General features: G+C 73.4%; 15 protein-coding genes and 1 riboswitch. Of the genes, 9 read left to right on the top strand and 6 right to left on the bottom strand.

What is annotated here, in order from left to right; translation table 11 throughout:
- Positions 1-67: 67 nt before the first annotated feature.
- Entirely contained in the window at positions 68-628 is a 561-nt protein-coding gene (locus AC07DA_RS27540) for a DUF485 domain-containing protein (protein ID WP_479130888.1), read from the top strand.
- On the top strand, positions 625-2,217 hold the full coding sequence (locus AC07DA_RS27535) for a solute symporter family protein (protein WP_479130887.1): 1,593 nt from the start codon (positions 625-627) through the stop codon (positions 2,215-2,217). The genes AC07DA_RS27540 and AC07DA_RS27535 overlap by 4 nt, the downstream gene beginning before the upstream one ends.
- A 25-nt stretch (positions 2,218-2,242) precedes the next feature.
- On the opposite strand, the gene AC07DA_RS27530 is transcribed toward AC07DA_RS27535, so the two are convergent.
- The 4 genes from AC07DA_RS27530 to AC07DA_RS27515 all read right to left on the bottom strand — a co-directional run bounded on the left by AC07DA_RS27530 (position 2,243) and on the right by AC07DA_RS27515 (position 7,053).
- A complete protein-coding gene (locus AC07DA_RS27530) occupies positions 2,243-2,926 on the bottom strand; it encodes a response regulator (protein ID WP_479130956.1) in 684 nt (227 codons plus the stop codon).
- Entirely contained in the window at positions 2,926-4,596 is a 1,671-nt protein-coding gene (locus AC07DA_RS27525) for a sensor histidine kinase (RefSeq protein ID WP_479130886.1), read from the bottom strand. The genes AC07DA_RS27530 and AC07DA_RS27525 overlap by 1 nt, the downstream gene beginning before the upstream one ends.
- Before the next feature lie 160 nt (positions 4,597-4,756).
- Positions 4,757-5,719: a sucrase ferredoxin gene (locus AC07DA_RS27520; RefSeq protein WP_479130885.1), complete on the bottom strand. Its 963-nt coding sequence runs from the start codon at positions 5,717-5,719 to the stop codon at positions 4,757-4,759.
- Between the two features lie 53 nt (positions 5,720-5,772).
- Positions 5,773-7,053, bottom strand: a complete 1,281-nt coding sequence (locus AC07DA_RS27515; RefSeq protein ID WP_479130884.1) for a citrate synthase — start codon at positions 7,051-7,053, stop codon at positions 5,773-5,775.
- 110 nt (positions 7,054-7,163) lie between these two features.
- Between AC07DA_RS27515 and AC07DA_RS27510 the strand changes: the two genes are divergently transcribed.
- Together AC07DA_RS27510 and AC07DA_RS27505 are read left to right on the top strand one after the other, a co-directional pair.
- A complete protein-coding gene (locus AC07DA_RS27510) occupies positions 7,164-8,345 on the top strand; it encodes a citrate synthase/methylcitrate synthase (RefSeq protein WP_479130883.1) in 1,182 nt (393 codons plus the stop codon).
- A 330-nt stretch (positions 8,346-8,675) separates the two neighbouring features.
- The gene (locus AC07DA_RS27505) at positions 8,676-9,737 is read left to right on the top strand and encodes a CobW family GTP-binding protein (protein WP_479130882.1); all 1,062 of its coding nucleotides are present in this window, start codon (positions 8,676-8,678) and stop codon (positions 9,735-9,737) included.
- Here the strand turns inward: AC07DA_RS27505 and AC07DA_RS27500 are convergent.
- Positions 9,734-12,190 carry a DNA gyrase/topoisomerase IV subunit A gene (locus AC07DA_RS27500; RefSeq protein WP_479130881.1) on the bottom strand — a complete coding sequence of 819 codons (2,457 nt, stop codon included), beginning with the start codon at positions 12,188-12,190 and terminating at the stop codon, positions 9,734-9,736. The genes AC07DA_RS27505 and AC07DA_RS27500 overlap by 4 nt on opposite strands.
- A 220-nt stretch (positions 12,191-12,410) precedes the next feature.
- On the opposite strand from AC07DA_RS27500, the gene AC07DA_RS27495 reads away from it, so the two are divergent.
- The 4 genes from AC07DA_RS27495 (at position 12,411) to AC07DA_RS27480 (ending at position 17,206) form a co-directional block, all read left to right on the top strand.
- Positions 12,411-13,790: a M16 family metallopeptidase gene (locus AC07DA_RS27495; protein ID WP_479130880.1), complete on the top strand. Its 1,380-nt coding sequence runs from the start codon at positions 12,411-12,413 to the stop codon at positions 13,788-13,790.
- Complete coding sequence (locus AC07DA_RS27490; protein WP_479130879.1) at positions 13,787-15,175, top strand: M16 family metallopeptidase; 1,389 nt, start codon at positions 13,787-13,789, stop codon at positions 15,173-15,175. The genes AC07DA_RS27495 and AC07DA_RS27490 overlap by 4 nt, the downstream gene beginning before the upstream one ends.
- 190 nt (positions 15,176-15,365) lie before the next feature.
- A riboswitch (cyclic di-AMP (ydaO/yuaA leader) is annotated at positions 15,366-15,531 on the top strand.
- Between the two features lie 12 nt (positions 15,532-15,543).
- A complete protein-coding gene (locus AC07DA_RS27485) occupies positions 15,544-16,332 on the top strand; it encodes a M23 family metallopeptidase (RefSeq protein ID WP_479130878.1) in 789 nt (262 codons plus the stop codon).
- A gap of 187 nt (positions 16,333-16,519) precedes the next feature.
- On the top strand, positions 16,520-17,206 hold the full coding sequence (locus AC07DA_RS27480; protein WP_479130877.1) for a GntR family transcriptional regulator: 687 nt from the start codon (positions 16,520-16,522) through the stop codon (positions 17,204-17,206).
- Positions 17,207-17,383: 177 nt separating this feature from the next.
- On the opposite strand, the gene AC07DA_RS27475 is transcribed toward AC07DA_RS27480, so the two are convergent.
- A complete protein-coding gene (locus tag AC07DA_RS27475) occupies positions 17,384-17,665 on the bottom strand; it encodes an HPr family phosphocarrier protein (RefSeq protein ID WP_003993478.1) in 282 nt (93 codons plus the stop codon).
- A gap of 174 nt (positions 17,666-17,839) precedes the next feature.
- Between AC07DA_RS27475 and AC07DA_RS27470 the strand changes: the two genes are divergently transcribed.
- Positions 17,840-20,998: a bifunctional acetate--CoA ligase family protein/GNAT family N-acetyltransferase gene (locus tag AC07DA_RS27470; RefSeq protein WP_479130876.1), complete on the top strand. Its 3,159-nt coding sequence runs from the start codon at positions 17,840-17,842 to the stop codon at positions 20,996-20,998.
- The last annotated feature ends 48 nt before the right edge of the window (positions 20,999-21,046 follow it).

The raw sequence follows: 21,046 nt of genomic DNA, 5'->3' as shown, positions 1-21,046 counted from the left end.
CACCTGATGGAGTGAAGAGCGGGGGGAAGAAGAGTCGGGGATCTTCCCGTGCTGTCCATCCTTGGGCATGCAGTCAAGCAAGGGCCGTCCCCACGCAGTCGGGGCTGGTCAGGAGAGTTCGGCCGAACGGCTCGACGGTCATGACCCGGACGCGGCCGAGGAGGCCGTACGGCTCAGGTACGACGACCCCTGGTACGACGCCCTCGCCTCCGGCTGGGGCGAGCCGGAGGGCGCCGGAGCGCCCGCCCCGGCGATGATGCCGCCGGCGCGTGAGGCGGCCGGGACCGCCGTCGCGGCCGCCGACGTGTACCTGGAGGTGCGGCGCAGCGCGGCCTTCCAGGAGGTGCGGCGGCGGTACCGCCGGTTCGTCGTACCGGCCTTCGCGGCCTTCTTCGCCTGGTACGTGGGCTACGTCGTGGCGGCCACGACCGTGCCGCAGTTCATGGCCCGGCCCGTGGCGGGCGCGGTCAACGTGGCGATGGTGGCGGGCCTCGGCCAGTTCCTCACCACGTTCCTGCTCACCTGGGCGTACGCCCGGCACGCGCGGCTGCGGCGGGACCGGGCGGCGCTGGAACTGCGCTGGGACACCCAGGAACTGACCCGCGGCGTGAACGGCGGTGCTTCATGACGGACGAGCACCAGACCCTGGCGCTGCTGCTGTTCAGTGCGTTCGTCGCGGTCACGCTGGTCATCACGACGTGGGCGGGGCGCAACCGGCGGGGTTCCGCGGAGGAGTTCTACGCGGGCGGGCGGCTCTTCACACCCATGGAGAATGGTTTTGCCATCGCGGGTGACTACATGTCGGCCGCCTCCTTCCTGGGCGTCACCGGCCTCATCGCGCTGTTCGGGTACGACGGGCTGCTGTACGTCGTCGGATTCCTGGTGGCCTGGCTGGTGGTGCTGTTCTTCGTCGCCGAACTGGTCCGCAACTGCGGTCGCTTCACGCTCGCCGACGTCGTGGCGGCGCGGATGAGGGAGCGGCCGGTGCGCATCGCGGCGGGAACTTCCTCGGTCACCGTGTCCGTTCTGTATCTGGTGGCGCAGATGGTCGGCGCGGGCAGCCTGGTGGCGCTGCTGCTCGGCGGCACGAGCGGGGCGGCGCGGGCCTGGACCGTCATCGGTGTCGGGGCGCTCATGGTGATCTACGTGTCGCTGGGAGGGATGCGGGCGACCACCTGGATCCAGATCGTCAAGGCCGTCCTGCTGCTCGGCGGCACCGTCGCGCTGACCGCGCTCGTCCTCGTGCGCTTCCACGGCGACCTCAACCGGCTGCTGCTCACGGCGGCCGAGCGGAGCGGACACGGAGAGGCGTTCCTGGCGCCCGGACTGAGGTACGGCGGCGACTGGACCGCGCGGCTCGACCTCATCAGCCTGGGACTCGCCCTGGTCCTGGGCACGGCGGGGCTTCCGCACATCCTGTCCCGCTTCTACACCGTGCCCACCGCGCGCGCCGCACGCCGTTCGGTCGTCTGGGCGATCGGGCTCATCGGCGGCTTCTACCTGATGACGATCGTGCTCGGCTTCGGCGCCGCCGCGATCGTGGGGCCGGACGCCGTGCGCGGGTCGAACGCGGCCGGGAACACGGCGGTTCCGCTGCTGGCCCTCGACCTGGGCGGCGGTGCCGGAAGCGCCGGCGGGACGGTTCTCTTCGCGATCGTCGCCGCGGTCGCCTTCGCCACGATCCTCGCCGTGGTCGCCGGGATCACGCTCGCGTCCTCGGCGTCCGTGGCCCACGACCTGTACGCTTCCCTGCGGCGCAAGGGCGGCGAGCCGCGCAGCGAGGTCGCCGTGGCCCGGGTCGCGGCCGTCGGGGTCGGCGCGGTGGCGATCGCCCTCGGCCTGCTGGCGCGGGACCTGAACGTCGCGTTCCTGGTGGGCCTCGCCTTCGCCGTCGCCGCGTCGGCGAACCTCCCCGTCCTGGTCTACTCCCTGTTCTGGCGCGGCTTCACCACCCGGGGCGCCGTCTGGGCCGTCTACGGCGGTCTGGTCCCGGCCGTGGTGCTGGTGGTGCTGTCCCCCGTCGTCTCGGGGAGTCCCGACGCGCTCTTCCCGGGCGTCGACCTGCAGTACTTCCCGTTGCAGAACCCGGGGCTGGTCTCGATCCCCCTGGGGTTCCTCGCGGGCTGGCTGGGCACGGTCACCTCGGCGGAGGTCCCGGACGAGGCCCGGCACGCGGAGACCGAGGTCCGGTCGCTGACGGGGGCGGGGGCGGCGTAGCCGCCCGCTCCGGGCTGCCGAGCCGTCACTGCGCGCGGGTCGCCCACACGTAGCGGTGTTCCGGGCGGCCCGCGTCGCCGTACTTGAGGGTGAGCCGGGCCCGGCCCGTGCGCTCCAGGAGCTTGAGGTAACGCTGCGCGGTCTGGCGGCTCACGCCGGTCCGTTCCGCGATCTCCTGGGCGGACAGGGGGCCGTCGGCGTGCATCAGGGACTGCCGGACCAACTCGGCGGTCGTAGGGGAGTGGCCCTTGGGCAGGGCGGGCTCCGCCCCGGCCGACAGGGCTCCGAAGATGCGGTCCACCTCCGCCTGCTCGGCCTCCCCGCCCCCGTCGAGGGTGCGGCGCAGCTCCGCGTACGCCTCCAGCTTCGCGCGCAGGCCCGCGAAGGCGAACGGCTTGACCAGGTACTGCAGGGCTCCGTGCCGCATCGCCGCCTGCACGGTGGACACGTCCCGGGCGGCCGTCACCATGATCACGTCGGTCTGGTGGCCGCGGCGCCGCATCTCCTGGACGACCGTCAGCCCCGTCTCGTCGGGCAGGTAGTGGTCCAGCAGCACCAGGTCCAGCCGGGGCAGCGCCTCCACCTGACGCAGCGCGTCCGCGGCGCTGTGGGCCTGGCCGGCGACGTGGAAACCCGGCACCTTCTCCACGTAGGCGGCGTTGACCCGCGCGACCCTGGTGTCGTCGTCCACGACCAGGACCTCGATCATCACGACCCCTCCTCGGCGTTCTGCGCGACGGACGGCACGGTCAGGGCCGGCTCGGGGCCCGGCTGGCTCAGCGCATCGGGCAGGACGACGGTGAACTCCGCGCCCCCGCCGTGCGCCTCGCCGACCGTCGCGCTGCCGCCCTGCCGTTCCGCGAGCCTGCGCACCAGGGACAGGCCGATGCCCCGCTCCCGGTGAGCCGGCGGCTTCTTCGTGGACCATCCCTCGGTGAAGATCAACTCGCGGTGCCCGGGCGGGATTCCCGGGCCCGTGTCGCGCACCCGGAGGGTCACCGTACGGCCCTCCGCGCGCAGTTCGACCTCCACGCGCGCGTGCGGCGTGCCCGCGGCGGCGTCGAGGGCGTTGTCGACCAGGTTGCCGACGACCGTGACGAGACCCTGCGGGTCGACCAGCCGGTCGGGCAGCCGGGTCCGGTCCGACACCCCCAGGGCGACGCCCCGCTCGGCCGCGACGGTCGCCTTGCCGACCAGCAGGGCGGCGAGCAGCGGGTCCTCGATCCGCTCGGTGATCTGCTCGGAGGTGGCACGGTGGTCGCCGACCACCTCGCCGACGAACTCGACGGCGTCGTCGTACATCTCCAGTTCCAGCAGTCCCAGGAGCGTGTGCATCCGGTTGGCGTGCTCGTGGTCCTGGGCGCGCAGGGCGTCGATCAGGCCGCGGGTGGAGTCGAGTTCGCGGCCCAGTCGCTCCAGCTCCGTGCGGTCGCGCAGGGTGGCCACGGCGCCGCCGTCGTCGGTGGGCATCCGGTTGGCGACCAGCACGCGCCGGCCGCGCACGGTGAGCAGGTCCGTGCCGGTCACCCGTCCGGCCAGGACATCGGCCGTGCGGCCCGCCCCCAGCGCCTCGTCGGGGGTACGGCCCACCACCGTGTCCCCGAGGCCCAGCAGGCGCTGGGCCTCGTCGTTGACGAGCCGGATGCGGCCGGTGCGGTCCAGGGCGACCACTCCCTCCCGGATGCCGTGCAGCATCGCCTCCCGCTCCGACAGCAGCGCGGTGATGTCCGAGAAGGCCAGGTCCCTGGTCTGCCGGTGCACGCGCCGGGAGATCAGCCACGCCGCCAGCGCGCCCACGGCCAGGGCGCCTCCGGCGTACGCGAGCAGCCCCGGGATCGCGTGGACGAGCCGGGCGCGGACGCTGTCGTAGGCGATGCCGACCGACACCGCGCCCACGACCGTGCCGTCGCTGTCGCGCAGCGGCACCTTGCCGCGGGCGGAGCGGCCGAGGGTGCCGTCGTCGATCTCCATGACCTCGTGCCCGGCCAGGGCCTGGCCCGGGTCGGTGGAGACGATCCCGCCGATCTGCTTGGGGTCGGTGTGCGACCAGCGCACTCCCCGCCAGTCCATCACCACCACGTACTCGGCCTTGGTCGCCTTGCGGACGCGCTCGGCCTCCCGCTGCACCGGGCCGTCCGGCGACGGCGGCGTGTCGCGCAGGTCCTTCGCGAGCCCGGGCCGCTGCGCGGTCGTCTGCGCGATCGCCAGCGCGCGGCGCATCGCCTGGTCGTCCAGCTGGTCACCGAGGGGCGCGAGGAACAGCCCGGTCGCGAGGACCGCGACTCCCGCGGCGATGGCCACCTGCATCAGCAGCACCTGCGAGAACACCCGCCGCGGCAGGCCGAGGCGCAGGCGGCGTGCGGGGGAGGTGGGGCTCATACCCAAGACGGTACGTGCGGCCGCCTACCCGCCGTAACAGATGTGGCGTGGATCTCTTGGTCAAGAGGTGCACCGGCCGCGGACGGCCGTCCGACGCCTGGGCCGCCCGCCTGTGGACGGTCGTCCCCGCGTGTGCCGCCCGTCCCCGCGCGGCGGGCGGTCAGCTCGCGAGGGCCGGCGCCGCCCTCAGCTCGCGCACCGCCACCACGTCCATCCGCGCGGGTGAGCCCAGGACGGACGCCCCGCAGCTCTCCGGGCGGGGTGGGAGAGCCGCGCCCTGCACCACCTCGACCTGCCAGCGGCGTCCGTCGGCGTGGGCGACGGTCACCTGCCAGCGCGGGGCCGCGCCGGCCGTCCGTACGACGCTCAGCGCCTCGGCCGCGTACTCGCCGACACCGGTGCGCACGGCGAGCTCGGCGGCCTGGCCCGGCCGTTCCCAGGCGGACCTGCCCCGGCAGCCCTCCACGACGACCCGTCCCTCCCGCGCGCCCTGCAGGACCTCCTTGAGCAGGTGCGCCTCGGCCCGCCCGTAGGCGTAGCCGTACGGCAGCACCAGCACGGTCGGGGAGAAGCGGTGACCACCCAGATGGGTGACCTCCCAGACGCCCTCGACTCCGGAGGTGGCGAGTTCGGCCGCGAGGGGGCGGCCGAGGAGGGCACAGCAGCGGTCGCGCTTGCCGTTGGTGCAGACGAGCGCCAGCGGGCCGCCCCGGTGCGGCTCCGCGCCGAGCACCGTGTCGAAGGTGCGGTGGTCGCCCCGGCCGAGCGCGGCGAAGTCGAGGTCGAGCAACTGGGCGGGATCCGAGGTGGTGGCGGCCTGCAGCCACACGTTGCCCGGGGCGGTGTGCGCCGCGTACACCCGGCGGGCGGCGGGCATCCGGCGGTCGGCGGGCATCCGGCGGTCGGCGTGGCGCCCGGGGCGGCGGATGAGCACGATCCGCACGCCCGTGTCCCGCGCGGCCGCCTCCAGGGCACGGCCCACCGTGGGGTCCAGGTGGCTCGAGGTGAGCGCCTTGGCACCCCACGGACCGGGCTGCTCCAGCAGCAGCCAGGTCCTCGCGGTGGCCGCGGTTCCCGAAACGGGCTCGTCGGTGTCCCGGGAGACGCTTGAGCACGTACTCACAGAGGTGAGCCTAACCTGAGTTGGCCCGGGTCTCCTCCCGGGACCGCCCCGCCCTACTCCGGCAGTGGCCGAGGCGGCCTCGGACCGGCGTAGACACCGCTCGGGCGCATCCGCAGCGGGCGTTCGCCGTATTCCTCCAGGGCGTGGGCGATCCAGCCCGCCGTACGGGCCACGGCGAAGATCGTCTCGCCCGCGGCCGGGGGCATGCCGCAGGACGCGGTGAGCACGGCGAGGGCGAGGTCGACGTTGGCGTGCAGCGGGGCGTGCCGGGCGGCGGTGCCGACGATGTCGCGGGCCGCGAGCAGGGCCGGTTCGGCGCGCGGGACGCTCTCGAGCAGGGCGAACAGGGCACGCGCGCGTGGATCCTCGCCCTGGTACAACCGGTGCCCGAGCCCCGGGATGCGGCGGCCGGCGCGCAGCTCCTCGGCGATCACGGGCCCCGCGTCGCCCTGGTCGAGCACGTCCTGGAGCATCCGGTGGGCGAGCCCGCTGGCCGCGCCGTGCAGGGGGCCCTCGATCACGCCGAGCCCGGCGGAGACGGCCGCGTAGGCGTGCGCACGGGCCGAGGCGGCGACCCGCACCGCGAGGGTGGAGGCGGCCAGGTCGTGGTCGGCGAGGAGGGCGAGGGCCGTGTCCAGGGCGCGCAGGGACGCCTCGTCGGCGTCCCGTGGGGACAGCCGGGTCCACAGGCGGTGGGCCAGGGGTCCCGGCTCGCGGCGGTCGCCCCGGCGGTCGTCCCGGCGATCACGCCCCGCCGGTGGCAGGGCGGCGACGAGCGTCGGGATGAGGGTGCGTGCCGTGCCGAGGACGGCGTCCTCGGACAGGTCGAAGCGCAGCGGGTCCGCGGTCGCGGCGGCCGTCGTCGCGACACGCAGCAGGTCGGCGGGCGCGGCGTGTTCGGGCAGGGCGTCGACGGCGCGGCGGGCGACGGTGACGGAGCCGGCGGGCGCGGCGAACGTGCTGCCCGGGCGGATCCGGCCCGTCCACAGCCATTCCGCGACTTCCTCGTAGCTGTGCCGGGTGGCCAGGTCGACCGCGTCGACGCCACGGAAGTAGTACCGGTCGCCGTCGATGAGGGTGAGGCGGGTCCGCACGGACAGCTCGCCGCCGGTCCCCGAGGTGCTCGCACTCTCGCGCCTGTTGCGCCGGGCGAGGGCCTCGACCTCCCCGGCGTCGAAGGTGCTGCCCCGGCCGCCGCTGCCCCGCCGGCTGCTGAGCTGGCCGCGGCTGACGTACGCGTAGACCGTCTCCGGCTTCACGCCGAGCAGCTCGGCGGCCTCCTTGGTGCTCAGCCGCCGTCCCGCGTCGAGGGGGGCGGGTTCCTGATCGCGCATGGGGGTCACCGTATCCGTCCGGCGCTGCGTTGAGTGATGTGTTGATTTAATCAATATTGACAGAGACTGAGTCAAGCATGGACAGTCGGATCAAGTCCAGGGAGGAAGACATGTCCGACAACAGGTCCGCAGCCACTCTCGTCGAGGTACCGCGGGGACTCGCCGGCGTCGTCGTCACCGACACCCGGATCGGTGATGTCCGCGGCCGCGAGGGCTTCTACCACTACCGCCAGTACTCGGCCGTCGATCTCGCGCGGACCCGCGGCTTCGAGGACGTCTGGCATCTGCTCGTGCACGGCGAACTGCCCGACGCGGCGCGGAGCGCGGCCTTCGCGCGGGAGACCGCCGCACTGCGCCGCCTGCCCGACGAGGTGCGCGGAGCGCTGCCGGCCGTCGCCACGGCCGGAGGACGCTCCGGTCCGCTCGCCGGGATGCGCACGGCGCTGTCCCTGCTGGGGGCGGCGAAGAAATTCCGCCCGGTGTACGACATCGACGCCGAGCAGCGCCGCCGGGACACACTGGAGGCCACGGCGGCCGTGCCGACGCTCCTGACCGCACTGCACCGGCTGGGGCGGGGTCTCGATCCGGTGGAGCCGCGGGAGGACCTGTCCTACGCGGCGAACTACCTCTACATGCTGACCGGCTCGGTCCCGGACGACGAGCGGGCCCGGGCCGTCGAGCAGTACCTGATCTCAACCATTGACCACGGATTCAACGCGTCAACCTTCACGGCGCGGGTGATCGCCTCCACGGGCGCGGACGTGGCGGCCTGCCTCGCCGGTGCGGTCGCCGCGCTGTCGGGGCCGTTGCACGGGGGTGCGCCCAGCCGGGCCCTGGACACGCTGGACGCGATCGGCGCCCCCGACCGCATCGACTCCTGGGTGCGCGAGCGGGTGCTCGCCGGTGAGCGCATCATGGGCTTCGGGCACGCGATCTACCGCACGGAGGACCCGCGGTCGCGGCTGCTGCGCGAGGTCGCCCGGAAGTTCGGCGGACCGCGGGTGGACTTCGCCGTGGAGGTCGAGCGGCACGTCGAGGCGATCCTGGCGGAGCTGAAGCCCGGGCGTGAACTCCACACCAACGTCGAGTACTACGCGGGTGTGGTCATGGAACTCTGCGGTCTGCCCCGCGAGATGTTCACCCCGACCTTCGCCGCCGCACGGGCGGTGGGCTGGAGCGCCAACATCCTGGAACAGGCGGAGGACACGAAAATCATCCGGCCGGTGGCGCGCTACGTGGGGCCGGAGGCACCGGCGCCGGTGCCCGCCTCGGGGGCCTTCGCGGGCCGCTGACGGGCCGCTGCCGCGGGACGTCACCGCGTCGCGCACACGTACCCGGCGCCCGCCCAAGCACCCGGCGCCCGCACCCGGCGTCCGTACGCGCACACGCACCCGGCGCCCGCACACGCACCCGGTGCCCGCACGCGGACCCGGCGCTCGCACTCGGCGTCCGCACACGCACCCGGCGCCCGCCCAAGCACCCGGCATCCGCACACGAGCGCCACCGACGAGCGTCACCCCCTGTGCGATCCACCCGGCCTCGTATCCTGGGGCCGCATCCCAGCTCGTACGCGTGCCGGTGGCGTGAGCCGGTACGCGCGTCGGTGTGAAAGAGGTCGTACGGTGGGTCAGCCGAGTCCGCAGCCGCAGCAGATCCCGGTCGTCGTCCTGGCCGGATTCCTCGGCTCGGGGAAGACCACGTTGCTCAACCACCTCCTCCACCACAGCGGAGGGAGCCGGATCGGCGTGCTCGTCAACGACTTCGGGGCCATCGAGATCGACGCGATGGCCGTGGCCGGCGCGCTCGGCGACTCGACGGTCTCGCTCGGCAACGGATGCCTGTGCTGCGCGGTCGACGCGAGCGAACTCGACCAGTACCTGGAGAAGCTCGCGGCACCCTCCCTCGGCATCGACGTCATCGTCATCGAGGCCAGCGGCCTCGCCGAACCGCGGGAACTCGTACGGATGCTGCTCGCCAGCGAGCACCCGGGCATCGTGTACGGCGGGCTCGTCGAGGTCGTCGACGCCGCCGAGTTCGACGCCACCCGGGCCCGGCATCCCGAGATCGACCGGCACCTCGCGCTCGCCGACCTCGTCGTGGTCAACAAGCTTGACCGGGCGGCGGACGGCGAACGCGTCCTCGGGCTCGTCCGGTCCCTCGTCGACGGCGCCGCCGTCGTCCCGGCCGCCTACGGCCGGATCGACCCCGAGTTCCTCTTCGACTGCCGGCCGAGCGAGGAACGCGTCGGGCAGCTGTCCTTCGACGACCTGCACGAGCACGGCGAGCACGACGATCACGCCGGGCACCTGCACAGCGCCTACGACAGCCTGTCGTTCACCTCGCCGCAGCCCCTCGACCCGCGCCGGCTGATGCAGTTCCTCGATCGCCGCCCGGAGGGCCTGTACCGGATCAAGGGATACGTCGACTTCGGCCCGTACGACGTCCGCAACCGCTACGCCGTGCACGCCGTCGGGCGGTTCCTGCGCTTCTACCCGGAGCCCTGGCCGGCCGGCGAGGAGCGCCTCACCCAGCTGGTCCTCATCGGCTCGGGCATCGACGCCCCCGCGCTCCACGAGCAGCTCGACGCCTGCCGGAGCGACGCCCCGCACGCCGACGAGCACGGCATGTGGGGCGTCCTGCGGTACGTGCGCGAACCCGAGGAGGAGCCCGCGGAACCGGCCTAGACCGGTCCGGCCACCACCGCGACGGTCTTCGCCAGCGACACACCCGAGCCGTCCCGGCGGGGGTCGATCTCCGGCAGCTCGGCCGGGCTGCCGTTCTTCTGGGCGGCCAGCGCGGGGCTGGGGCCCGCCCAGGCGAGGGACAGGCAGTCCTCGCCCTTGAGGAACCGCTGGCAGCGGACACCGCCGGTGGCCCGGCCCTTGCGCGGGTACTGGTCGAACGGCGTGAGCTTGGCCGTCGTCTGGACCGAGTCGTCCAGCGTGCCGCGCGAGCCCGCGACCGTGAAGACCACCGCGTCCGCGGCCGGGTCCACCGCCGTGAAGGAGATGACCTTCGCGCCCTCGGAGAGCTTGATCCCGGCCACGCCGCCGGCCGGGCGGCCCTGCGGGCGCACCTGGGAGGCCTGGAAGCGCAGCAGCTGGGCGTCGTCGGTGACGAAGACCAGGTCCTCCTCGCCCGTGCGCAGCTCGACCGCGCCGACGATCCGGTCGCCCTCCTTGAGGGTGATCACCTCCAGCTCCTCCTTGTTGGCCGGATAGTCGGGCACGACGCGCTTCACGATCCCCTGGACCGTGCCGAGCGCCAGGCCCGGCGACGACTCGTCCAGCGTCGTCAGGCAGACCACCGTCTCGTCGTCCTCCAGGGAGACGAACTCCGCCAGCGGGGCACCCCCCGCGAGGTTCGGCGTGGGCATCGACTCCGGAAGCTGGGGCAGGTCGATCACGTTCAGCCGCAGCAGCCGGCCCGCCGAGGTGACCGCGCCGATCTCGCCGCGCGCGGTGGCCGGCACGGCCGAGACGATCACGTCGTGCTTCACGCGCTTGGCCGTGGCGTCCTCCGGGAACGGCTCGCCGTTCGCCGTGCGGGCCAGCAGGCCCGTCGAGGACAGCAGCACCCGGCAGGGGTCGTCGGCGACCTGCAGCGGCACGGCCGCGACCGGGGCACCACCCGACTCCAGCAGGACCGTACGCCGGTCGGTGCCGAACTTCTTGGCGACCGCGGCCAGTTCGGAGGAGACCAGCTTGCGCAGCTCCGCGTCCGAGTCGAGGATCCGGGTCAGTTCCTCGATCTCCGCGGTGAGCCGCTCCTTCTCCGTCTCCAGTTCGATGCGGTCGTACTTGGTCAGGCGGCGCAGCGGCGTGTCCAGGATGTACTGCGTCTGCACCTCGCTCAGCGAGAACTGCTCCATCAGGCGCTGCTTCGCCTGCGCGGAGTTCTCACTGGAGCGGATCAGCCGGATGACCTCGTCGATGTCCAGCAGGGCCGTCAGCAGGCCCTCGACGAGGTGCAGCCGGTCGCGCTTCTTGCCGCGACGGAACTCCGAGCGCCGCCGCACCACGTTGAAGCGGTGGTCGAGGTAGACCTCCAGCAGCTCCTTCAGACCCAGCGTGAGCGGCTGGCCGTCCACGAGGGCGACGTTGTTGATGCCGAAGGACTCCTCCATCGGCGTCAGCTTGTACAACTGCTCGAGCACGGCCTCCGGCACGAAACCGTTCTTGATCTCGATGACCAGGCGCAGCCCGTGCGCGCGGTCGGTGAGGTCCTTGACGTCGGCGATGCCCTGGAGCTTCTTCGAACCGACCAGGTCCTTGATCTTGGCGATGACCTTCTCCGGGCCGACCGCGAAGGGCAGCTCCGTGACGATCAGGCCCTTGCGGCGGGCCGTCACCTGCTCCACGGAGACGGTCGCGCGCATCTTGAACGTGCCGCGGCCGGTCTCGTAGGCGTCCCGGATGCCGGAGAGGCCGACGATGCGGCCGCCGGTGGGCAGGTCGGGACCCGGGACGTGCTTCATCAGGGCGTCGAGGTCGGCGTTCGGGTGCCTGATCAGGTGGCGGGCCGCGGCGATGACCTCGCGCAGGTTGTGCGGCGGCATGTTCGTGGCCATGCCGACCGCGATGCCCGAGGCGCCGTTGACCAGGAGGTTCGGGAAAGCGGCGGGCAGGGCGGCCGGTTCCTGCTCCTGGCCGTCGTAGTTGGGGTTGAAGTCGACGGTGTCCTCGTCGATCGACTCCGTCATCAGGCTCGTGGCCTCGGCCATCCGGCACTCGGTGTACCGCATGGCCGCCGGCGGGTCGTCGTTGCCCAGCGAACCGAAGTTGCCGTGGCCGTCGACCAGGGGGACCCGCATCGAGAAGGGCTGCGCCATGCGCACGAGGGCGTCGTAGATCGACGCGTCGCCGTGCGGGTGCAGCTTGCCCATCACCTCGCCGACGACACGGGCGCACTTGACGTACCCGCGCTCGGGGCGCAGACCCATCTCGCTCATCTGGTAGACGATGCGCCGGTGCACCGGCTTCAGGCCGTCGCGGGCGTCCGGCAGGGCCCGGGAGTAGATGACCGAGTACGCGTACTCGAGGAAGGAGCCCTGCATCTCGTCGACGACGTCGATGTCGAGGATCCGCTCCTCGTACGAGTCGTCGGGCGGCGGGGTCTTCGTGCTGCGGCGGGCCATCGCTGCCGGCTCCTTGCTGCTGCGATCCGGATCTGACGCCGACCATTGTGGACCGACGCGGTGACAACCGGGACCAGGACCCGGTTCCAAAAGGCCTTCCGCGGTCCGCGGACCACGTCACCGCCGGGAACTTCACCAGCGCTCCGCGCGCTTGCATACAGTGGCAGGACCGGCAGGAATCCGCGGTTGTGAAGACCGCTCCGCGATCGAAGGGACGTACATGCCCATGGGTCACACGGCCACAGCCCAGGCAGGCTCCGGGGGCCTGACAGCGACCGAGCACCGCCTGGCCAACGGTCTGCGCGTGGTGCTCTCCGAGGACCACCTGACCCCCGTCGCGGCGGTCTGCCTCTGGTACGACGTCGGCTCGCGCCACGAAGTCAAGGGGCGCACCGGCCTGGCTCACCTTTTCGAGCACTTGATGTTCCAGGGCTCCGCCCAGGTCAAGGGCAACGGCCACTTCGAGCTCGTCCAGGGCGCGGGCGGCTCGCTGAACGGCACCACCAGCTTCGAGCGGACCAACTACTTCGAGACCATGCCCGCCCACCAGCTGGAACTCGCCCTCTGGCTGGAGGCCGACCGGATGGGCTCCCTGCTCGCCGCCCTCGACGAGGAGTCGATGGAGAACCAGCGGGACGTCGTGAAGAACGAGCGCCGCCAGCGCTACGACAACGTCCCCTACGGCACCGCCTTCGAGAAGCTCACCGCCCTCGCCTACCCGGAGGGCCACCCGTACCACCACACGCCCATCGGCTCCATGGCCGACCTGGACGCGGCCACCCTGGAGGACGCGCGCGCGTTCTTCCGCACCTACTACGCGCCGAACAACGCCGTGCTCTCCGTGGTCGGCGACATCGACCCCGAGCAGACCCTGGCCTGGATCGAGAAGTACTTCGGCTCCATCCCCGGCCACGACGGCAAGCCCGCGCCGCGCGACGGCTCGCTGCCGGACATCATCGGCGAGCAGCTGCGCGAGGTCGTCGAGGAGGACGTCCCGGCGCGCGCCCTGATGGCCGCCTACCGCCTGCCGCACGACGGCACGCGCGCGTGCGACGCGGCCGACCTGGCCCTCACGGTCCTCGGCGGCGGCGAGTCGTCCCGCCTGTACAACCGCCTGGTGCGGCGCGACCGTACGGCCGTCGCGGCGGGCTTCGGCCTGCTGCGGCTCGCCGGAGCGCCCTCCCTGGGCTGGCTGGACGTGAAGACCTCCGGCGACGTGGAGGTGCCCGTCATCGAGGCCGCGATCGACGAGGAGCTCGCCCGGTTCGCCGAGGAGGGCCCCACGGCCGAGGAGATGGAGCGCGCCCAGGCCCAGCTGGAACGCGAGTGGCTGGACCGGCTCGGCACGGTCGCGGGCCGCGCCGACGAACTGTGCCGGTACGCCGTGCTGTTCGGCGACCCGCAGCTGGCGCTGACCGCCGTGCAGCGCGTGCTGGAGGTGACGGCGCAGGAGGTCCAGGAGGTCGCCAAGGCCCGCCTGCGCCCCGACAACCGCGCGGTGCTCGTCTACGAGCCCGTCGCCGACGAGATTGACGACGCCGACACCGCCGGGGGCACCGCAGCCGCGGCCGGCGACGAGAACGAGGAGGCGGCCAAGTGACCGAGCTCGCCACGATGGACTTCCACCCCCGGCCGCAGGCGGGCGAGGCCAGGCCGTGGGCCTTCCCGGCCCCCGAGCGCGGCACGCTCGGCAACGGCCTGACGGTGCTGCGCTGCCACCGCCCGGGCCAGCAGGTCGTCGCCGTGGAGGTGCTGCTGGACGCGCCCCTGGACGCCGAGCCGGCCGGTCTCGACGGCGTGGCCACGATCATGGCGCGGGCCTTCTCGGAGGGCACCGACAAGCACTCCGCCGAGGAGTTCGCCGCCGAGCTGGAGCGGGCCGGCGCCACCCTCGACGCGCACGCCGACCACCCCGGCGTCCGGATCAGCCTGGAGGTCCCGGCCTCCCGGCTCGCCAAGGGACTCGGTCTGATCGCCGACGCGCTGCGGGCGCCCGCGTTCGCGGACGGCGAGGTCGAGCGGCTGGTCCGCAACCGCCTCGACGAGATCCCGCACGAGCTGGCCAACCCCTCGCGGCGCGCCGCCAAGGAGCTCTCCAAGGAGCTGTTCCCGGCGGACTCGCGCATGTCGCGGCCCCGGCAGGGCACCGAGGAGACGGTCGCCGCGATCGACTCCGCGGCCGTCCGCGCCTTCTACGAGAAGCACGTCCGCCCCGCGACGGCCACGGCCGTGGTGGTCGGCGACCTCACGGACATCGACCTGGACGCCCTGCTCGGCGACACCCTGGGCTCCTGGACCGGCTCCTCGGCCGAACCGCGCCCGGTGCCGCCGGTGACCGCCGACGACACCGGCCGGGTCGTCATCGTGGACCGCCCGGGCGCCGTACAGACGCAGCTGCTGATCGGCCGGATCGGCCCGGACCGGCACGACCGCGTCTGGCCCGCCCAGGTGCTCGGCACATACTGCCTCGGCGGCACGCTCACCTCCCGGCTGGACCGCGTCCTGCGCGAGGAGAAGGGCTACACCTACGGCGTGCGGTCCTTCGCCCAGGTGCTGCGGTCCGCGCCCGACGGGTCCGGTGCCTCGATGCTCGCCATCAGCGGGTCCGTGGACACCCCCAACACCGGCCCGGCCCTCCAGGACTTGTGGACGGTGCTGCGCACCCTCGCCGCGGAGGGGCTGACCGACGCCGAGCGGGACGTGGCCGTGCAGAACCTGGTCGGGGTGGCCCCGCTGAAGTACGAGACCGCCGCGGCCGTCGCGAGCACGCTGGCCGACCAGGTCGAGCAGCACCTGCCCGACGACTACCAGGCCACGCTGTACCGCCAGCTCGCCGCGACGGGCACGGTGGAGGCCACGGCGGCGGCCGTCAGCGCCTTCCCCGTGGACCGTCTGGTGACCGTCCTGGTGGGCGACGCGGCGCAGATCAAGGCACCGGTGGAGGCCCTGGGCATCGGTGACGTCAAGGTCGTGGCCGCCGAGTAGCGGCACGCGCGCAGGGGCCCTGGTTGTCTTCCAAGGCACCAGGGCCCCTTTATGCCCGAATTGAGGCGGGAGTTGCCTGTCTGCCCTGTGGGATGCGCTACAAAACGCCCGATCCGTTTGGGAATTGAAAGTGCCCCCGCTTAGCGTCGTCCGGGCTGTTCGTCAGGCAGTGCGCCGCACCCGCGGCACCGGACAGTCATCGCCGAGTCCCCGTACGGCGCGAGCCAGGGGAGCCGGGGACCCAACCGCAGTCCCTGGGGTGAATCGGACGCCCGCGCGAGTCGCGAGGGAGTCCGTAGGAGACCTTCCTGCTCCGAACCCGTCAGCTAACCCGGTAGGCGAGAGGGAAGGAAAGGACCAGCCACTTCATGGCGTTCACACGCGCCACCGGCAAGCATCGCCGTCCCAGCAGGATCCAGCGCGGCACGGCCCGCGCGGCGGGCGTCGCGGCTCTCGCCACCACCGGTGTGATCGGCACCGTGGCCGCCCCGGCCTTCGCCGCCTCCGAGCCCGCCGTCGAGCAGACCGGCCTCACCCCGGTCGTCACCATGGGTGACACCGTGGCCCGGCAGATCGACGCCCAGGCCGTCGCGCAGAAGCAGGCGGCCGAAGAGGCCGCCGCCCGCAAGCAGGCCGAGGAGGCCGCCCGCGAGCGCGCCGCCGAGTTGGCCGAGAAGGCCAAGGAGGCCGCCGAGAAGGCCCGTGAGGCCAAGGAGCGCGCCGCCCGCGAGGCCGAGCGCAAGCGCCTCAACAGCTACGTGTCCCCGATCCCGGGCTCCTACGTGTCCACCGGCTACAAGGCAGGCGGCGCCGTCTGGTCCTCCGGCAGCCACACCGGTATCGACTTCCACGCCGCCAGCGGCACCCCCGTCCACGCGGTCGGCGCGGGCACGGTCGTCGAGGCCGGCTGGGGCGGCGCCTACGGGAACCAGGTCGTGATCAAGATGAACGACGGGACGTACACCCAGTACGGCCACCTGTCGTCCGTCGGTGTCTCGGTGGGCCAGCAGGTCACCCCCGGCCAGCAGATCGGCCTGTCCGGCGCGACCGGCAACGTCACCGGCCCGCACCTGCACTTCGAGGCCAGGACGAGCCCCGAGTACGGCTCGGACATCGACCCGCTCGCCTACCTCCGCTCGCACGGCGTGAGCCTCTGACGCCACCCGCTGCGCATCCGAAAGGCCCCGGCTCACCGAGCCGGGGCCTTTCGGCATTCCCGGTGCCGCTGTCCAAAAAATATCCATGGATTCCGGGCTGCCGTCGGAAATTCCGGCTGATTGCAATAGAGTCACGGAACAGGCGTCACGCGTCGGCGTTTCACGGGGATTAAGCGGAGGTCGGGTCATGCGTATTCCCGCGCACTCGGTGTGCACGGCCATCCGGGACGACATCGTCGCGGGTGTGCACGAGCGCGGCAGCCGCCTCACCGAGGAGCTCCTCGCGCGCCGCTACGGCGTCTCGCGCGTCCCCGTGCGGGAGGCCCTGCGCACGCTGGAGGCCGAGGGCTTCGTGGTGACCCGGCGGCACGCGGGCGCGTGCGTGGCCGAACCCACCGAGCAGGAGGCCGCCGACCTGCTGGAGATGCGCGCGCTGCTGGAGCCGCTCGGTGCCGCACGCGCCGCCCAGCGCCGTACCGAGGCCCACCTGAAGGTGCTGCGCGGCCTGGTCCGGCTCGGCCAGGAGCGCGCCCGCCGCGGCACCAGCGACGACCTGCGCTCCTTGGGCGGCTGGTTCCACGAGACGCTGGCGCAGGCCTCCGGCAGCCCCGCCCTGATCGCGATGCTCACCCAGCTGCGCCACAAGATCGCCTGGATGTACGCGGTGGACGCGCCGGCCGATCCGGTGGCGTCCTGGACCGAGCACGGCGCGATCGTGGACGCGGTGGCGCGCGGCGACAGCGAGCGCGCGCGGGCGGTCACGGCGCAGCACACCGAGCGCGCCACGTCCGCGCACCGGCTCCGGCTCGGCGTCGCCGCCGAGCGTGTGAGGAACTCGCAACATCCCGTAAACACGGCGGGCCTGCGGCATTAACACGGAAGCCGTATACAAAGAAGGGGATCCGCCGGGGGATTATTTCTGCTGCCGATTTTCCGGCAGCCCGCGTGAATTCTTGAGCTCAAATTGATTGAGGGCGGGGCCGGAGAAGAGTGAAGCCGCGCCGGCCGATAGGCCGGCGCGGCTTCACCCGCGGAAAACCGCTCGAACGACTCAGACGGTCTCGGGCAGCTCCTCGAGGCCCTCGGAGACCAGCTTCGCCAGCCGGTCCAGGGCGGCGTCCGCACCCTCCGCGTCGGAGGCGAGGACGATCTCCTCGCCTCCCTGGGCGCCGAGGCCCAGGACGGCGAGCATGGAGGCCGCGTTGACGGGGTTGCCGTCTGCCTTGGCGATCGTCACCGGGACGCCTGCGGCCGTGGCGGCTCGGACGAAGATGGAGGCGGGGCGGGCGTGGAGGCCCTCGGCCCAGCCGACGTTGACGCGGCGCTCAGCCATGTGTTGCTGCCCTTCGCTGTTCAGGGTTGTCTAGACCAGTTTCCCATACGTGAAGCCCGGAGCGGACCTGTCGTTCCGCCCCGCGGGTGCCGTCGGATCGCGGCCTCGACCCGACTGACGCCCTCCACAGACTGCCTCGCGCCGTTGTCAGGCGCTAGCCGTACTCTGGGGCCCATGCAGACCTCGCCGGACCGGCACGAGTATCCCGCCCACTGGGAAGCCGACGTGGTGCTGCGCGACGGGGGTACCGCGCGCATCCGGCCCATCACCGTCGATGACGCCGAGCGTCTGGTCAGCTTCTACGAGCAGGTCTCCGACGAGTCGAAGTACTACCGCTTCTTCGCGCCGTACCCTCGCCTGTCCGCCAAGGACGTCCACCGCTTCACGCACCACGACTTTGTGGACCGGGTGGGACTCGCGGCCACGGTCGGCGGCGAGTTCATCGCCACCGTACGCTACGACCGGATCGGCCCGGACGGAACGCCCGCGTCCGCGCCCGCCGACGAGGCCGAGGTCGCCTTCCTGGTGCAGGACGCCCACCAGGGCCGCGGCGTCGCCTCCGCCCTGCTGGAGCACATCGCCGCCGTCGCCCGGGAGCGCGGCATCCGGCGCTTCGCCGCCGAGGTGCTGCCCGCCAACACCAAGATGATCAAGGTGTTCACGGACGCCGGGTACACCCAGAAGCGCAGCTTCGAGGACGGCGTGGTCCGCCTGGAGTTCGACCTGGAGCCCACCGACCGCTCCCTCGCCGTGCAGTACGCGCGCGAGCACCGCGCCGAGGCCCGGTCCGTGCAGCGGCTGCTCGCCCCCGGCGCGGTCGCCGTCATCGGTGCCGGTCGCACCCCGGGCGGGGTGGGCCGCAGCGTCCTCGGCAACATCCGGGACGCCGGCTTCACCGGCCGGCTGTACGCCGTGAACAAGGCCCTGCCCGAGGGCCAGAAGGAGCTCGACGGGGTGCCCGCGCACCGGTCGGTGCGGGACATCGACGGCCCGGTCGACCTCGCGGTCGTCGCCGTGCCCGCCGAGCACGTGCCCGAGGTGGTCACCGAGTGCGGCGAACACGGAGTGCAGGGGCTCGTCGTCGTCTCCGCCGGGTACGCCGAGAGCGGCCCCGAGGGGCGCGAACGCCAGCGCGCCCTGGTGCGCCAGGCGCGCACGTACGGCATGCGCGTCGTCGGCCCGAACGCCTTCGGCATCATCAACACCTCGCCCCGGGTGCGGCTCAACGCCTCCCTCGCCCCCGAGGTGCCGCGCCCCGGCCGGATCGGCCTGTTCGCCCAGTCCGGCGCCATCGGCGTCGCCCTGCTGTCCCGGCTGCACCGGCGCGGCGGGGGCGTCACGGGCGTGACCGGTGTCTCCACCTTCGTCTCCTCGGGCAACCGAGCCGACGTCTCCGGCAACGACGTCCTGCAGTACTGGTACGAGGACCCCGACACCGACGTCGTCCTCATGTACCTGGAGTCCATCGGCAACCCCCGCAAGTTCGCCCGCCTCGCCCGCCGGACCGCCGCCGCGAAGCCGCTGGTCGTGGTGCAGGGCGCCCGGCACGGAGCCGCCCCCCAGGGGCACGCCGTGCGGGCGACCCGGCTGCCGCACGCGACGGTGTCGGCGCTGCTGCGGCAGGCCGGCGTGATCCGGGTCGACACGATCACCGAGCTGGTGGACACCGGCCTGCTCCTCGCCCGCCAGCCCCTGCCGGCCGGACCGCGGGTGGCGATCCTCGGCAACTCGGAGTCACTCGGCCTGCTGACGTACGACGCCTGCCTCGCCGAGGGGCTGCGGCCCCATCCGCCGCGGGACCTGACCACGGCCGCCTCCGCCGCGGACTTCCACGCGGCCCTGTCGCGCGCGCTGGCCGACGACCGGTGCGACGCGGTGGTCGTCACGGCCATTCCGGCGGTGGGGGAGGGCTCGGTCGGGGACGCCGCGCTCGCCCAGGCGCTCCGCTCGGCCGCGGCCGCCGCGTCGGCCAAGCCGGTCCTGGTGGTCCACGTGGAGCTCGGCGGCCTCGCGGAGGCCCTGTCGGCGGCGGCGAGCACGGCACCCCAGTCCGAGACGGGACCCCCCGCGCAGCCCGCCTCGGGCCCGGCGCCTGCCTCGGGCCCGGCGTCTGGCTCCGGTCCGGCGTCTGGCTCCGGTTTGGGATCCGTGCAGCCCGCATCTGGCCCGCAGCCTGCCCCCGGCCCGGCGTCCGCCTCCGGTCCGGCGTCCGCTTCCGGCCCGGCGTCTGGCTCCGGTTTGGGATCCGTGCAGCCCACTTCCGGCCCGGCGACGGCCCCTGACCAGGCGCCCGCCTCCGGCCGGCAGCTCCCCTCCGGCCCGGCGTCCGCCTCCGGCCCGGCGTCCGCCTCCGGCCCGCAGCTCCCCTCCGGCCCGATGCCCGTCCCCGGCCCGGCGTCCGTCCCCGGCCCGGTGTCCGCCCCGGATGTCACCGTGGCACGACCCCCCGTGGCCGAGACTCCTGAAGGTACCCACCTCATCCCCGCCTACCCCGCCGCCGAACGCGCCGTCCGGGCCCTCGGTCAGGCCTTCGCGTACGCGCGGTGGCGGCGCGACGCCGCCGACCCGGGCAAGGTGCCCGAGTACGACGACATCGACGAGAAGGGCGCCGCCGCCCTCATCGACGGGCTGCTCGCGAGCGGGCAGGGGCTCACGCTCGGGGCGGACGCGACCTGCGACCTGCTCGGCCACTACGGCATCCGTGTCCACCGCGCCCTGCCGGCCCCGACCGAGGACGCCGCGGCGGAGGCAGCCCGCACCCTCGGCTACCCCGTCGCCCTGAAGGCCACCGCCCCCCATCTGAGGCACCGATCCGACCTGGGCGGTGTCCGGCTCGACCTCGCCGACGAGGCGCAACTGCGCCGGTCCTACGTCGAGTTGACCGATCTTTTCGGCGCTCCGGACGAGCTGCGCCCGGTGGTGCAGCGGATGGCGCCGCGCGGCGTGGACGTCGTCGTCCGGGCGGTCATCGACCCGGCGGCCGGCGCGGTGCTCTCCTTCGGGCTGGCCGGGGCCGCCTCGCAGCTGCTCGGGGACACGGCGCACCGGCTGATCCCCGTCACCGACCGAGAGGCCGGCTCGCTGGTGCGCTCCATTCGCACGGCGCCCCTGCTGTTCGGCTGGCGCGGCTCCGCCCCCGTCGACACCCGGGCCCTGGAGGAGCTGCTGCTGCGCGTGTCCCGGCTGGTCGACGACCACCCCGAGGTCGTGGCGGTCACCCTGGAGCCGGTCGTCGTCGCCTCGCAGGGCCTGAGCGTCCTGGGCGCCTCCATCCGCCTCGCGCCACCACCCGTCCGCGACGACCTCGGCCCGCGGACCCTCCCCGCGTACTGAACGGGCCCGGGTCACGCCCCCGTCCTCCGCACGGACCGGGGGCGAGCG

The sequence above is a fragment of the Streptomyces sp. NPDC044921 genome, from assembly GCF_056432865.1.
The sequence above is the reverse complement of the archived record's forward strand: the minus strand, read 5'-3'. Positions and strand labels throughout refer to the sequence as shown.

Bases quoted from the DNA above. Each gene is read 5' to 3' on its own strand.
- AC07DA_RS27510 (WP_479130883.1), top strand. From the start codon at position 7,164: ATGTCCGACAACAGGTCCGCAGCCACTCTCGTCGAGGTACCGCGGGGA.
- AC07DA_RS27500 (WP_479130881.1), bottom strand. From the start codon at position 12,190: ATGGCCCGCCGCAGCACGAAGACCCCGCCGCCCGACGACTCGTACGAG.
- AC07DA_RS27515 (WP_479130884.1), bottom strand. From the start codon at position 7,053: ATGCGCGATCAGGAACCCGCCCCCCTCGACGCGGGACGGCGGCTGAGC.
- AC07DA_RS27535 (WP_479130887.1), top strand. From the start codon at position 625: ATGACGGACGAGCACCAGACCCTGGCGCTGCTGCTGTTCAGTGCGTTC.
- AC07DA_RS27540 (WP_479130888.1), top strand. From the start codon at position 68: ATGCAGTCAAGCAAGGGCCGTCCCCACGCAGTCGGGGCTGGTCAGGAG.
- AC07DA_RS27495 (WP_479130880.1), top strand. From the start codon at position 12,411: ATGCCCATGGGTCACACGGCCACAGCCCAGGCAGGCTCCGGGGGCCTG.
- AC07DA_RS27480 (WP_479130877.1), top strand. From the start codon at position 16,520: ATGCGTATTCCCGCGCACTCGGTGTGCACGGCCATCCGGGACGACATC.
- AC07DA_RS27525 (WP_479130886.1), bottom strand. From the start codon at position 4,596: ATGAGCCCCACCTCCCCCGCACGCCGCCTGCGCCTCGGCCTGCCGCGG.
- AC07DA_RS27470 (WP_479130876.1), top strand. From the start codon at position 17,840: ATGCAGACCTCGCCGGACCGGCACGAGTATCCCGCCCACTGGGAAGCC.
- AC07DA_RS27475 (WP_003993478.1), bottom strand. From the start codon at position 17,665: ATGGCTGAGCGCCGCGTCAACGTCGGCTGGGCCGAGGGCCTCCACGCC.
- AC07DA_RS27530 (WP_479130956.1), bottom strand. From the start codon at position 2,926: ATGATCGAGGTCCTGGTCGTGGACGACGACACCAGGGTCGCGCGGGTC.
- AC07DA_RS27485 (WP_479130878.1), top strand. From the start codon at position 15,544: ATGGCGTTCACACGCGCCACCGGCAAGCATCGCCGTCCCAGCAGGATC.